This window comes from Corynebacterium variabile (assembly GCF_006539825.1).
GTDB lineage: Bacteria > Actinomycetota > Actinomycetes > Mycobacteriales > Mycobacteriaceae > Corynebacterium > Corynebacterium variabile.
In genome coordinates this window covers 18,465-31,865 of the sequence record NZ_BJNT01000006.1, presented here as the reverse complement: position 1 = coordinate 31,865, position 13,401 = coordinate 18,465, and the positions used below count along the sequence as shown (strand labels likewise).

General features: G+C 67.6%; 10 protein-coding genes. 6 read left to right on the top strand and 4 right to left on the bottom strand.

All coding sequences use genetic code 11. The features are described from left to right. Positions 1–2 precede the first annotated feature (2 nt). Genes CVA01_RS04470 through CVA01_RS04460 form a run of 3 tightly spaced genes read right to left on the bottom strand, consistent with a single transcriptional unit; the run spans position 3 to position 4,763 of the window. Positions 3–1,583, bottom strand: a complete 1,581-nt coding sequence (locus tag CVA01_RS04470) for an alpha/beta fold hydrolase (RefSeq protein ID WP_170209698.1) — start codon at positions 1,581–1,583, stop codon at positions 3–5. Between the two features lie 49 nt (positions 1,584–1,632). Further along, the gene (locus tag CVA01_RS04465) at positions 1,633–3,993 is read right to left on the bottom strand and encodes a HelD family protein (RefSeq protein WP_141328959.1); all 2,361 of its coding nucleotides are present in this window, start codon (positions 3,991–3,993) and stop codon (positions 1,633–1,635) included. 32 nt (positions 3,994–4,025) lie between these two features. Then, positions 4,026–4,763 carry an MBL fold metallo-hydrolase gene (locus CVA01_RS04460; RefSeq protein ID WP_014009782.1) on the bottom strand — a complete coding sequence of 246 codons (738 nt, stop codon included), beginning with the start codon at positions 4,761–4,763 and terminating at the stop codon, positions 4,026–4,028. Positions 4,764–4,886: 123 nt separating this feature from the next. Between CVA01_RS04460 and uvrA the strand changes: the two genes are divergently transcribed. After that, positions 4,887–7,733, top strand: a complete 2,847-nt coding sequence (uvrA, locus tag CVA01_RS04455) for an excinuclease ABC subunit UvrA (protein WP_014009783.1) — start codon at positions 4,887–4,889, stop codon at positions 7,731–7,733. Here the strand turns inward: uvrA and CVA01_RS04450 are convergent. Continuing rightward, on the bottom strand, positions 7,730–9,301 hold the full coding sequence (locus CVA01_RS04450; protein WP_170209697.1) for a hypothetical protein: 1,572 nt from the start codon (positions 9,299–9,301) through the stop codon (positions 7,730–7,732). The two genes, uvrA and CVA01_RS04450, sit on opposite strands and share 4 nt — an antisense overlap. A 700-nt stretch (positions 9,302–10,001) precedes the next feature. Between CVA01_RS04450 and infC the strand changes: the two genes are divergently transcribed. From infC to pheS, 5 genes are all read left to right on the top strand, one after another. Beyond that, positions 10,002–10,523, top strand: coding sequence for a translation initiation factor IF-3 (infC, locus tag CVA01_RS04445; RefSeq protein WP_073883590.1), 522 nt, complete (start codon positions 10,002–10,004; stop codon positions 10,521–10,523). 60 nt (positions 10,524–10,583) lie between these two features. Next, on the top strand, positions 10,584–10,778 hold the full coding sequence (gene rpmI, locus CVA01_RS04440) for a 50S ribosomal protein L35 (protein WP_014009786.1): 195 nt from the start codon (positions 10,584–10,586) through the stop codon (positions 10,776–10,778). A gap of 57 nt (positions 10,779–10,835) precedes the next feature. Next, positions 10,836–11,219 carry a 50S ribosomal protein L20 gene (rplT, locus tag CVA01_RS04435; RefSeq protein ID WP_014009787.1) on the top strand — a complete coding sequence of 128 codons (384 nt, stop codon included), beginning with the start codon at positions 10,836–10,838 and terminating at the stop codon, positions 11,217–11,219. Positions 11,220–11,366: 147 nt separating this feature from the next. Further along, positions 11,367–12,266: a TrmH family RNA methyltransferase gene (locus tag CVA01_RS04430; protein ID WP_244938150.1), complete on the top strand. Its 900-nt coding sequence runs from the start codon at positions 11,367–11,369 to the stop codon at positions 12,264–12,266. A gap of 100 nt (positions 12,267–12,366) precedes the next feature. Continuing rightward, positions 12,367–13,389 (top strand): phenylalanine--tRNA ligase subunit alpha, encoded by a 1,023-nt coding sequence (gene pheS, locus CVA01_RS04425; RefSeq protein WP_141328955.1) that lies wholly within the window; start codon positions 12,367–12,369, stop codon positions 13,387–13,389. The last annotated feature ends 12 nt before the right edge of the window (positions 13,390–13,401 follow it).

Below are 13,401 nucleotides of genomic sequence, written 5' to 3'. Positions count from 1 at the left end.
CTTCAGGCGAAGTAGGCGCTGACCTTGTCGGCGAGCTTCTCCGGCTCCACGAGCAGGACGCCGTGGGAGTAGCCGTCGACGGTGACGAGTTCACCACCCATGGCACGGTGCATGCCTGTGGCACCGTCAGCGGTCACGGCGGTGTCCTTCGTGTAGCCGATGTTCAACGGAGCGCGGTCCAGAGCCTGACCCGAGATATCGGTCGGCGTGGTCGTGGCATCCCAGCCGGCGCAGAACGCCCCGGACGCGATGTTGTCCTCGTTGTAGCGCATGAGGTCACCACCGGTGAACCGGGTCTCCAGTGTCGGGAGAATGAGTGAGGTGTCCGGGGCGACGGTGTTCTCGTTGCAGATGACCGCCCGCTCGACGGTGCGCAGCTGGGCTTCGAGCTTGTCCGATGCCGCAGCCTGTTCCTCGGAGGGCTCCTCCATCTCAGAAAGCTCAGCCTCTGTCTCAGCGGCTGCTGCTTCCGGATCCCGCAGTTGCTCGCCGATGACCGGCCAGAGAGTCTGGTCGTAGAGCCCCTGCACGACTCCTGAGAAACTGGACATGACCCCGGTGTAGGCGTCCCCGTCACCGAGCATCATGCGGGTGGTGTCCGCCAGTGTCCCGGCGCGCCATTGCGTCCGCACCAGGGTGTCGGTGAGCTGTGCACCGAGTTCGCCGGGGAGTACCGAGGATCCGGCCGACAGATCGTCGTCCCGTGCAGACGGCGGGGTCACCGGCATCTGGACACCGTACGGGCCGGCGGTGACCTTCGCCCACCGCTGGTAGACCTGCAGCGGAGTGGTGCCGAGATGGTACTCCTCATCGCGCTCGGCGAGCCAGGCGAACATCGCGTTGAGCCCGTCGATACGGGCCTGTTTGCGCGCCGCACCGAGACCGAACCAGCGCTGGTCCGGAGATCCCGACGAGTCCAGCAGGACGCGGTCGGTGTTCTCCGGGAACAGTGTGGCGTAGGTCGCCATGAGCGGACCGCCGTACGAGACGCCGTAGAGGTTCAGCCGGTCCTCACCGAGCGCCTTGCGGGCCTCCTCGAGGTCACGGGCGGTGTTGTCGGTGGTGATGGTGGAAGCGTATCCGGGATCAGTGGACTCGCAGGCCGCCAGAATGTCGCCGGCTGTGCCGAACAGCGACTCCGGTGCCGGGCAGTCCAACGGGGTTCCCCAGGCCAGACCGCGGGGTTCCACCGCCAGCAGGTCATAGTGCTCCCGGACATCGGCGGGCAGGGCGATGCGTCCTTCGGCTTCCGGGGTGCCGGCGTCTGAGGTGGCGAACATACCCAGCGCGTCCCCGCCGGGACCACCGGGGTTGCCGGCGATCGTGCCCTTGCGCTCCCCGGTGGCCGGGACGCGGCTCATGGTCAGGGAGATCGTGGCCCCGTCCGGATCGGAGTAGTCGCGGGGAACCTCGATCTCGGCACACTCCGTCGGAGCCTCGGCACCTGACCCGACAGGACAGGGCCCCCAGTTCAGTGCCGGGCCCTCACCTGCGGGATCAGCACCTGCGGTACCGACCGGGACGACCAGGGCGGTGGAGAGGGTGGCGGTGAGCAGGATGCGGAGTGAGGTCCGGGGCGGCACAGGGTTCCTTTCGGTCAATTGTGCCGCCCAGACTAACATCTTCTGAAAATCACCAGGGCAGGTCGGCGTCGTGGACGAGGGTGAGTCCCTGGGTCGCACGGGTGACCGCCACATAGACGTCATTGAGCCCCTGCGGGGACGCGGCGACGATCTCCGCGGGCTCCACCAGCACGACCTCATCGAACTCGAGTCCCTTGGCGCCGTTGACGTCGGAGACCACGATCTCGCCATGGTCTCCGGGCAGTGCCTCCGACGTCCGCGCAGCGAGGTCCTGCAGTACAGCGAGCCGCTCCGGAGCACCGATGAGTCCGGTGAGACCCTCACCGGCGGCAGCCGCAGCCTGCATCACGGCGTCCTCCAGATCGGCCAGATCACCCTCGCGTACGCCGGTGCCCGTCTCGCGCAGGCAGGAGGGGACCGGCTGGTCCGGGGCGACCTCCGCCTGGATCGCCGTGGCGATCTCGGCGATGTCCGCCGGGGTGCGGTAGTTCACGGTGAGCTCGTGGAGCTTCCACCGGTCCTTGACGAAGGGGGACAGCGCGTCCGACCAGGATTCCACGCCGGCCGGGCTGCCGGTCTGCGCCGGATCGCCGACCAGTGTCATCCACCGGTTCGGGGCGCGGCGGAAGACCATCCGCCAGGCCATCTCCGAGAGTTCCTGGGCTTCGTCGACGATGACGTGGCCGAAAGCCCAGGTGCGGTCCGCGGCGGCGCGCTCGGCGGTGGACATGGTCTCCCGGACACGCTGCCGCTCGGCGAGCTGCTCGGCGTCGATGACGTCATAGGCCATGAGGATCTCGGCGTCCGTCCCGTCATCGAGATCCTGGTAGGCGGAGCCGGTGAGGATGTCGAGGGCCTCCTGCGCCTCGGCGACCTGGGCCTGCCACTTCTTCTGCTCCTCGGCCTCCGCCTCCTCGACGCCGACGATACCGAGGATCTCGGCGAGTTCGTCGAGCAACGGGGCATCCGCCTCGGTCCAGTCGTCAGACTGGACAGAACCGTCAGGACCGTCGCTGCGCAGCAGAGCCTGCCGGGTGAGCTCGTCATAGTCGGACGCGGCGGAGTCCACGGCTCCGCGGGACCCGTAGAGCCCGGCGAGGACCTCCTCGGGGGTCAGCGTCGGCCAGAATCCGTCGAGGGCCTCGAGGACCTGCTCCTCGCTGCCGAGATCCTCACGCAGCTGGGCCCGGTCGGCGGCGGACAGCAGATTCTCCCCGCCGAGCGGATCGGCACCGATCTTGTCGGCCATGGCGTCCCTCAGTCGGTCGAGGGCACTGGCGAAGAACCGCTCCCTGGCCTGGTTGTGCGGACGCCGCGACCGGCGCGCGGTGGTCCGGGCGGCCTTCACCATCGCGGGGGTGAGGTGGATGGTCACTCCGTCGACAAGGAATGTCACTGGACTGTCCGGTACGGTCTGCAGGTCGCGGACGGCGTTGCCGAGGATGCCCACCATCTCCGACGACCCCTTGACCTCCTGGGACAGCAGCGGTTCAGCGCTCATCGGGCGGGTGGTGATACCCGGGTAGAGGGTGCCCGGTGTCGCCAGCACCACACCGGTCTCACCCAGGCTCGGCAGGACCTGGGAGATGTAGTCGAGGAAGCGGGGGTTGGGGCCGACGATGAGGACGCCCGTCCGCTCAAGCTGCTCGCGCCAGGTGTACAGCAGGTAGGCGGTCCGGTGGAGAGCGACGGCGGTCTTGCCGGTGCCCGGGCCACCCTGGACGACAGTCACTCCGCGGTGGTTCTCGCGGATGATCCGGTCCTGCTCCGCGACGATGGTGTCGACGATGTCGGTCATGTGCCGCGAGCGGGCGCGGTTCACCGCATAGAGCAGTGCACCCTCCTGGGCGACGGAGCCCTCACCGCCGTCAGTGGTCACGCCGGTGTAGGAGCTGTCCCCGCTGAGCCGCTCATCGGCGGCCGCGGTGACGGTGCGTCCTGAGGTCCGGATGTGGCGCCGGGTGTGGACGCCCTCCGGGTGCAGGGTGGTGGCGAGGTAGAAGGGACGGGCCAGAGGTGCGCGCCAGTCCATGAGCAGAGTGCGCATCTCGTCGTCGTCGGCGTGCAGTCCGATGCGCCCGATATAGCGGCGGTCCAGGGTGCTGCCGTCGCCGCCGGGACCGTCGTCGGTCACCGGATTCTCCGGGTCGGTGTCCTCCACGTCGATACGTCCGAAGAAGAGACCGATCTCGGCGGCGGAGTACTCGGCGAGGCGCTGGGAGATCTCGTAGGTCTCGTGGTCGCGTTCGAGCAGCGCCTGCGGGTGGTCGATGTCCGCGGTGAGCCGTTGGACAGCGCGGGCCCGGTCGGCGAGGCGTTCGCGGGCGGTGTCGACATGGGCGAGCAGCTCATTGAGCCGGTGCTGTTCCTCGGCGACGGCGGGAAGGGGAGAGTCGGAGTGGTCGGACATGATCTCCAGGTCTGAGTGTGAGCGGGTTACTCTCACCAGCCCCGGTCGCGCCAGGTGTCCAGTGACGGACGCTCGGCACCGAGGGTGGTGTCATCGCCGTGGCCGGGGTGGACCACGGTGGAGTCGGGGTAGCGGAAGCAGCGCGCGGTCACGTCATCGAGAAGGCGGGAGAAGTCCTCCGGAGTGGCGGTGTTGCCCACGCCGCCGGGGAAGAGACTGTCCCCGGTGAACAGGTGGGTCGGGCCGTCATCGGTGGGAAGGGCCAGGGCCAGTCCGCCCGGTGTGTGCCCGCGCAACAGGAGGACAAGCATACCCAGTTCGGCGAGTGCGGGTGATGCCGGGGCGAGTGGTTCGCCGGCGTCCCCCTCCGGTGAACGGTCGTCGCCCCAGGTCCGGTCAGCGGAGGCCGGCAGGCCCGGGGCATCCGGAGCCGGAGCATGGTGACGGGCACCGGTCGCGGTGAGGACCTCCGCCAGGGCCCGGACATGGTCATGGTGCTGGTGGGTGGTGAGTACGTCAGTGATCTGTACGCCCAGTTCCCCGGCCAGCGCCAGGAGATGTTCGGCGTCGTCGGCCGCGTCGATGAGCAGTGCGTCCCCGCCGGTGGCGATGAGGTAACAGTCGTTGTCCATGTCTCCGACGGTGGTCTTCACCACGGTGAGGGGACGACCGGCGCCGGTGGTGGTGATGCTGCGGGCCTCCCGCGGGGCATCGAGGTGGCTGAATACGCCGGTTACTCCGGCGTCGGTGGTGTTCTCCGGGATGATCATGGCACCACCCTAGTGACGTGGCGGGCATGGTGCTGTTGTCGATTACGCGTTCGAGAAAAAGCCGTAGACTGACGTAGACTGCAGGCTGACTGCATCGACCGAGAAGAATCCAGGAGTTCACCGGTGGCTGAGATCCTCACCGTGCGCGGCGCCCGCGAGCACAACCTCAAGGGGGTGGACATTGACCTGCCCCGCGACCGGATGATCGTCTTCACCGGACTGTCCGGCTCCGGCAAGTCCTCCCTCGCCTTCGACACCATCTTCGCGGAAGGCCAGCGACGCTACGTCGAGTCGCTGTCCTCCTACGCGCGCCAGTTCCTCGGCCAGATGGACAAACCGGACGTCGAGCTCATCGAGGGCCTGTCGCCGGCGGTGTCCATCGACCAGAAGTCGACGAACCGGAATCCCCGGTCGACCGTGGGTACCATCACCGAGATCCACGACTACCTGCGACTGCTGTTCGCCCGCACGGGCATCGCCCACTGCCCCGAGTGCGGGGCGCGGATCGAACGTCAGACACCGCAGCAGATCGTCGACCAGGTCCTCGGGATGGAGGAAGGGCTGAAGTTCCAGGTCCTCGCTCCGGTGGTGCGCACCCGCAAAGGTGAGTTCGTCGACCTCTTCGAGGATCTCTCCGCCCAGGGCTACGCCCGCGTCCTCGTCGACGGGGAGGCCTACCGCCTCACCGATCCACCCCAGCTGGAGAAGCAGGTCAAGCACGACATCGACGTCATCGTCGACCGGCTCCAGGTCAAGCCGTCCCAGAAACAGCGGCTGACCGAGTCCGTGGAGACCGCCCTCGGCCTGGCCGACGGTCGCGTGGTCCTCGATTTCGTCGGTCTCGACGATGATGACCCGGACCGTCGTCGTCGGTTCTCCGAGAACATGGCATGCCCCAACGGCCACGCCCTGGCCATCGACGAGCTGGAGCCGCGCAGCTTCTCCTTCAACAGCCCCTACGGCGCCTGCCCGTCCTGCGACGGTCTCGGCACGAAACTCGAGGTCGACGAAGCGCTGATCATCCCGGACGAGGATGCCCCGCTCGTCGGTGCGATCGCACCCTGGGCGTCCTCCCCGAACCACCGCTACTTCGACAAGCTGCTCACCGCGCTCGCGGAGAACCTCGGCGTCGACCCGGACACCCGCTGGTCGGAACTGACGAAGAAGGAGCGCAAGGCGGTGCTCACCGGGCACCCCGAGGAGATCACCGTCCGCTACCGAAACCGCTACGGCCGGTCGCGGCAGTACTCCGCGCCGTTCGAGGGCGTCCTGCACTACCTGCACCGCAAGATCGACCAGGCGGAGAGCGACAACCAGAAGGAGCGCTACCTCGGCTACATGCGCGAAGTGCCGTGTCCGGCCTGTGGCGGTACCCGGCTGCGCCCGGAGATCCTGCAGGTCACCATCGACTCCGAGTCGGGGGAGAAGTCCATCGCCGACGTCTCCGCGATGAGCATCGAGGACGCCAGCAGCTTCCTCGACAGCCTCACCCTCAACTCCCGTGACGAGATGATCGCCGGACGCGTCCTCAAGGAGATCCAGGCGCGACTGCGGTTCCTCATCGACGTCGGCCTGAACTACCTGTCCATGTCCCGCGCCGCCGGCACCCTGTCCGGTGGCGAGGCGCAGCGCATCCGGCTGGCGACACAGATCGGTTCCGGTCTGGCCGGCGTCCTCTACGTCCTCGACGAGCCGTCGATCGGCCTGCACCAGCGCGACAACACCCGCCTCATCGCCACACTCAAGCACCTGCGGGACATCGGTAACACCCTCATCGTCGTCGAGCACGACGAGGAGACCATCCGTACCGCCGACTGGCTGGTGGACATCGGTCCGCGAGCCGGCGAGTTCGGCGGCCACGTCGTCTACCAGGGGGAACCGGAGGGCATTCTCGACTGTGCCGAGTCCATCACCGGCCAGTACCTGTCCGGGCAGCGGATCCTCGCCGTGCCGGAGCAGCGTCGTGAGGTGGACACCGGCCGGGTCATCACCGTCCACGGTGCCACCGAGAACAACCTGAAGAACGTCACCGTCGATTTCCCGCTGGGGGTGCTGACCTGCGTCACCGGTGTCTCCGGATCAGGCAAGTCCAGCCTCGTCAACGGGATCCTGGCCCAGGTGCTGGCGAACCAGCTCAACGGCGCCCGTCAGGTGCCCGGTCACCACCGTAAGGTCACCGGGCTTGACCAGCTGGACAAGCTGGTCCGGGTGGACCAGAGCCCGATCGGCCGGACGCCGCGCTCGAACCCGGCGACGTACACGGGCGTATTCGACAAGATCCGCAACCTCTTCGCCGAGACGGCCGAGGCCAAGGTCCGTGGCTACAAGGCCGGCCGGTTCAGTTTCAACGTCAAGGGCGGACGCTGCGAGGCCTGCCACGGTGACGGCACGCTGAAGATCGAGATGAACTTCCTGCCGGACGTCTACGTCCCCTGCGAGGTCTGCCAGGGTGCCCGGTACAACCGGGAGACCCTGGAGGTCCACTACAAGGGGAAGTCGATCGCCGAGGTCCTCGACATGCCGATCAGCGAGGCCGCGGAATTCTTCGGCCCGGTCACCTCGATCTCCCGCTACCTCAACACCCTGGTCGATGTCGGGCTGGGGTACGTGCGGCTCGGTCAGGCGGCGACGACACTGTCCGGCGGTGAGGCACAGCGCGTGAAGCTGGCCAGTGAGCTGCAGAAGCGGTCCAACGGCCGGACGGTCTACATCCTTGACGAGCCGACCACCGGTCTGCACTTCGAGGACATCCGCAAGCTGATGCTGGTCATCCAGGGCCTCGTCGACAAGGGCAACACCGTCCTGGTCATCGAGCACAACCTGGACGTCATCAAGGCCGCAGACTGGATCATCGACATGGGCCCGGAGGGTGGTGCCGGCGGCGGCACCGTCGTCGCCGAGGGAACGCCGGAAGAGGTGGCCCGTGTGGAGGCCTCCCACACCGGCCGGTACCTCAACGAGATGCTTTAGGCGGTTCCGGGTCCACCTGGGGCGTCGTCCCCGGGGGTGGTCCTGCTGCTGCGGTCACGGAACGCGGCACAGGCCAGCAGTATCAGGCCGCAGATGATGAAAGCCGCCACCTGGACCAGACCGTCGAGCGCGGCGAGGTCGTAGAGCACGAGCTTCGCCGTGGCCAGTAGGGTGATCCCCAGGCCGATGGCGGCGTCCACCCGGAGCAGGAAGAAGACCCCGACCAGCATCCAGAGCACCGAGACGATGAGATGTCCGGTCATGAACGAGTTGTCGGTGTCGGTGATGTCCCGGGCCAGCAGCGGGATCGCGGAGGTTCCGAGAATCAGCAGGACGCCACCGGCGACGATCTTGCCTGGGCGGGTGAGATGCAGGGCGTCCTCCCGGTACAGGACGAGCAGTCCCACGACCAGCAGGAGCAGCGGAGGCAACCACAGTGGGCGGGCGTCCATGTCGATCTCACGGGTCCAGGCCGGGCCGAGGAGATGGAGACACGCCAGGACGGTGAACCCGCCGAAGAGCCAGGGGACCACCGGGGGAAGTGCGGGGGAGAACCACACCAACGCACCGGCGACGATCACCACCGCGCACAGCCACCAGGTCCAGTCGGAATTGACGTACAGACTGGTCATGACGACCCCGAGGGTGGTCAGACCGGTTGCCAGAGCCGCGCGCATCGCATCGGCGACGGACGCGGGGATGACGGGTCGCGGCACCGGGATCACGGGATAACCGGGCGGTCCGTACTGGATCGGTGGCATGGCCGGAGGCGTCTGCGGACGGCGCGGCAGGGCGAGGGACTCCCTGGTGATGATCGACCGCACCCCCGGGACGGTGCAGGTCACCAGTCCGATGACCAGTGCACACCAGCGGGCGGAGGTGTTTCCGGCGTCGTCGTGGTAGCCGGACCAGGCAGCGGTGTTGAGCAGGATCAGTGCCGGCATCAGCACCGCCGGGCCCCACCGGGCGAGCAGATCGATGACCGTGGCTGACGTGGACGAAGGGGCGACGGGGAACAGTCCGAGCCCGGTGAGGACGACAACGGCGACCAGGGATGCGGTAGTCAGTGCCACCGGGGCGTCGCTGTCCGAGACGAGTCCGGCGCCGCTGAGGAAGACGAGGGCGGCCGCGATGTCCACGGGAAGCCAGTATCTGCCGGCCGTCGACGCCCACCCGATGATGCCGAGAGAGAGCAGGCATGCGGCTTCAACGGTCGGGGACCGGTCATCCCAGATAAGCCAGAGTGTGGCCGGTGCCAGGAACAGGCCGCCGGTGACCATGAGCACGAAGGCCAGCCAGACCTGGTCCCACCACCGGGCGATCCCCAGGCCGAGGGCACAGGTCAGGCCGATAAGTACTGCACCCACCCAGGGTTCGATCCACTCCAGGCCGAAGACGGTCACCCAGATGTCCGCGAGGAGCCCGAGTTCGGCGACGGTGAGCAGTGCCGGTGCCACCGGCCCGTCCGGTGACCTCCGTTGTGCCACGAGGGAGTAGGCACCGACCGCAAGACAGATCACGGCGGCCAGGGTGACGGCTGCTTCTGCACCCAGCCAGTTGTGCTCCACAGCTTGGACGGTGAGGAAGATGAGCCCCAGAACGAGAATCGCCGCGCCGAGCCAGGAGATGACGGTGGTGACGGTGTCCCGTGCGTTGCCGGGGCGCGGCGGGGGAGCGCCGTAGCCGGGAGGCGGGCCGACATATCCGGGCGGCGGCCCCGTGTATCCGGGCGGAGGACCGTATCCCGGCGGTGGGCCGTAGCCGGGCGGTGGCGGGTTGACGGGCGGTGCAGGCTGTGCCGGTCGGGTGGGTCCCCACTGGTTCGGACGACCCTGCGGGTTCTGGTTGACTGGGCGTGTGGTGCCAGGGATTGGACGGCTTCCCCACGTCCCCCCGGACTCATGATGAGTGCTCATGACATTAAGTTACATGACGGCAACCACCCCCGGGCCGGACTGTTTCTCCCGGCGGTGGCACGCTCCGCTACCGGGCAGGGTTTGGACTTATCCGCTGCGGGTGCTAGCATCGGTTCCACTACCGCCCGTCGACCTGACGGGCTGCAAGTGGAGTATCTCCCACCTGGAACCGCTTACGAGTTGGGTCCGGGTCACGAAGGTCCGTTCTTCGACGGCGTCTGTGGTGGACACGTACGGAGGGCGGTTTTCATGCGGTGCCTGTGCATCGTGGGGGATCCATGGGGACGGACACCGTCCACACACACTCGCAGTACGCGGTACACGTTTCTACCACTGCTACTGAGGAGTTCTCATCAGCGCTCAAGCTCGCATTAACGACCGGATTCGCGTTCCCGAGGTCCGGCTCGTCGGCCCGGGTGGCGAACAGGTCGGCATCGTCCGCATCGACGATGCACGCAAGCTGGCCTATGACGCCGACCTCGACCTCGTTGAGGTCGCCCCGAACGCCAAGCCGCCCGTGTGCAAGATCATGGACTACGGCAAGTTCAAGTACGAACAGGATCAGAAGGCCCGTGAGGCCCGCAAGAACCAGCAGCAGACCGTGGTCAAGGAGCAGAAGTTCCGCCCGAAGATCAGCGACAACGACTACGAGACCAAAAAGGGTAACGTCGTCCGGTTCCTGGAGAAGGGTTCCAAGGTCAAGGTGACCATCATGTTCCGTGGCCGGGAGCAGTCCCGCCCGGAGCTGGGTTTCCGGCTGCTGGAGCGCCTGGCGGATGACGTCCAGGAGTACGGCGTCGTCGAGACCCGAGCGAAGCAGGACGGACGCAACATGACGATGGTGCTGGGCCCGGTCCGCAAGGGCAAGAAGTAGCCTTCCGCCACGCCACCCGTGCCCACCGGCACGGGAGCAACGAGAATTTAAGGATCCACGATGAAGCAGAAGACCCACAAGGGCACCGCCAAGCGCATCAAGGTCACCGGTTCCGGCAAGCTCCGTCGTGAGCAGGCCAACCGCCGCCACCTCCTCGAGGGCAAGCCCTCCACCCGCACCCGTCGCCTGAAGGGCACCACCGAGGTGTCCGGTGACGACACCAAGCGCATCAAGCGCCTCCTCGGCAAGGCCTAAGAGCGCCTGCACCCCCTGAAACCGACAACCGTCAACAAGTAACAAAGGACGTCAATCATGGCACGTGTCAAGCGCTCTGTGAACGCGAAGAAGAAGCGCCGCGAAATCCTCAACGAGGCTTCCGGCTACCGGGGCCAGCGCTCCCGCCTGTACCGCAAGGCCAAGGAGCAGGTCCTCCACTCGAAGACCTACGCCTTCCGCGACCGCCGCGCCCGCAAGGGTGAGTTCCGTAAGCTCTGGATCCAGCGCATCAATGCCGCTGCCCGGGCCAACGACATCACCTACAACCGTCTGATCCAGGGCCTGCGTCTCGCCGGCATCGAGGTCGACCGCAAGAACCTCGCCGAGATCGCCGTCTCCGATCCGGCCGCGTTCACCGCTCTCGTCGAGGCTGCCAAGGCCGCCCTCCCCGAGGACGTCAACGCCCCGGTCGCCAAGTAAGCGACCGGCGCACCGCGCTGGCCCAGGCCACCGCACATCCACGACTGCCGCACCACCCGGTACAGACCGGGAGGTGCGGTTTTCGTATGTCGTCCCTGTGCTGAGGCCCCGCCGCGCCCCCGTCCGCGGTCCCGATACACTGGCCCCATGACTGACGCCCCTGTCCTCCCCGTCTCCTCGCCGCTGTCCGCCGACTGGCGCAGCAGGATGGGTGACGAACCCTTCACCGAACGCACCCCTCGGATCGTCAACGCCGCCAAGCTGCACCGCGCCGCCGTGCGACGCAAGACCGGACGTTTCCTCGCCGAGGGATCGAATGCGGTGATGTCCGCTCTGCGTCACGGCAGCGTCGTCGACCTCTTCCTCACCGAGGACGCCCTCGACTCCTTCGGCCGGGAACTCGACGGACTCACCGGGGACGACACCCGCGGCGTCCATGTCAGCCTGATCACCGACCGGGCCGCGCACGCTCTCAGCGAGTCTGTGACCTCGACCGGCCTGTTCGCACTGTGCGTTTCCCAGCTGACCGACCTGGACGGCGTCCTCGCGTCTGCGGGTGCAGACACGCCGAGCGTCCTTGCTGTGCCGGTGGAGACCGCCGAGCCGGGCAACGCCGGCGCGCTGATCCGTGTGGCGGACGCGACGGGGGCAGCGGGCGTCATCTTCGCGGGGGAGACCGTGGACCCGCAGGGCGGCAAGGCCGTACGCTCGTCGGCGGGGTCACTGTTCCACCTGCCGGTCAGCCGGCACACCAGCATCCCCGAGGTCGTCGAGCGGCTCCACGAGCAGGGGTACGTGGTGTTGGCGACCTCCGGCGACGGTGATGTCTCCCTCGACGAGGCGTCCGTTGCACCGGCGGGGGAGACGCCGCTGCTCGGACAGCGTGTGGCCTGGCTGTTCGGCAATGAGGCCCACGGTCTCGGCGACTGGCAGGACCTCGCCGATGTGCGTGTCTCCATCCCGATGCAGGGGCTGGCGGAGTCCTTCAACCTGGTGACCGCGGCGGCGGTCTGCCTCTACGAGACCGCGCGGGTCGCCCGGGTGTGATAGCCGCAGCGCAGTATTGCTAAGATGATCAATCGGCTATTGACGATTTTCCGATGATTTCCACGAGTGTGAGGTGCAGCAGGTGGCTGACGGGGTAGACATGAGCGAAGCGGGCCTGACCGCTGCGGCAGAAGCTGCGGAGCAGGCGTTCGCCGCAGCGACGGACCTGGACCAGCTTCCCGAGCTGCGCCGCGCCCACCTGGGGGATGACGCCCCGATTCCGGCCGCCCGTCGCGGCCTCGGCAGCCTGCCGAAGGACCAGCGCAAGGATGCCGGCCGGATCGTGAACCAGGCGCGCGGTCGGGTCGAGAAGGCCTTCAACCTGACGAAGACACGGCTCGAAGAGAAGCGCAACGCCGAGGTCCTCGCCGCCGAGCGTATCGACGTGACCATGCCCGCCACCCGCGGTCAGCGCGGTGGCCAGCACCCGATCACCATCCTCACCGAGCAGATCGCCGACATCTTCGTCGGCATGGGCTGGGAGATCGCCGAGGGGCCCGAGATCGAGGCCGAGTACTTCAACTTCGACGCCCTCAACTTCCTCCCGGACCACCCGGCCCGCACCCTGCAGGACACCTTCCACATCGGCCCGGAGGGGTCGGCGCAGGTCATGCGTACCCACACCTCCCCGGTCCAGGTCCGCACCATGCTCTCCCGCGACGTGCCGATCTACATCGCCTGCCCGGGCCGTGTCTTCCGCACCGACGAGCTCGACGCCACCCACACCCCGGTCTTCCACCAGGTCGAGGGCCTCGCCGTCGACAAGGGTCTGACCATGGCGCACCTCAAGGGCACCCTGGACCACCTCGCCCGGGTCCTGTTCGGTGAGGACGCCAGGACCCGCATCCGCCCGAACTTCTTCCCCTTCACCGAGCCGTCGGCAGAGGTCGACGTCTGGTTCCCGAACAAGAAGGGCGGCGCCGGCTGGATCGAATGGGGCGGCTGCGGCATGGTCAACCCCAACGTCCTCACCGCCGCCGGCATCGACCCGGAGGTCTACTCGGGCTTCGCCTTCGGCATGGGCATCGAGCGCACCCTGCAGTTCCGCAACGGCCTGCCGGACATGCGCGACATGGTGGAGGGCGACGTCCGCTTCACCGAGCCCTTCGGCATCCGCGGCTGACACACCCCGCGC

Bases quoted from the DNA above. Each gene is read 5' to 3' on its own strand.
- CVA01_RS04465 (WP_141328959.1), bottom strand. From the start codon at position 3,993: ATGTCCGACCACTCCGACTCTCCCCTTCCCGCCGTCGCCGAGGAACAG.
- CVA01_RS04460 (WP_014009782.1), bottom strand. From the start codon at position 4,763: ATGATCATCCCGGAGAACACCACCGACGCCGGAGTAACCGGCGTATTC.
- rpmI (WP_014009786.1), top strand. From the start codon at position 10,584: ATGAAGCAGAAGACCCACAAGGGCACCGCCAAGCGCATCAAGGTCACC.
- rplT (WP_014009787.1), top strand. From the start codon at position 10,836: ATGGCACGTGTCAAGCGCTCTGTGAACGCGAAGAAGAAGCGCCGCGAA.
- CVA01_RS04430 (WP_244938150.1), top strand. From the start codon at position 11,367: ATGACTGACGCCCCTGTCCTCCCCGTCTCCTCGCCGCTGTCCGCCGAC.
- pheS (WP_141328955.1), top strand. From the start codon at position 12,367: ATGAGCGAAGCGGGCCTGACCGCTGCGGCAGAAGCTGCGGAGCAGGCG.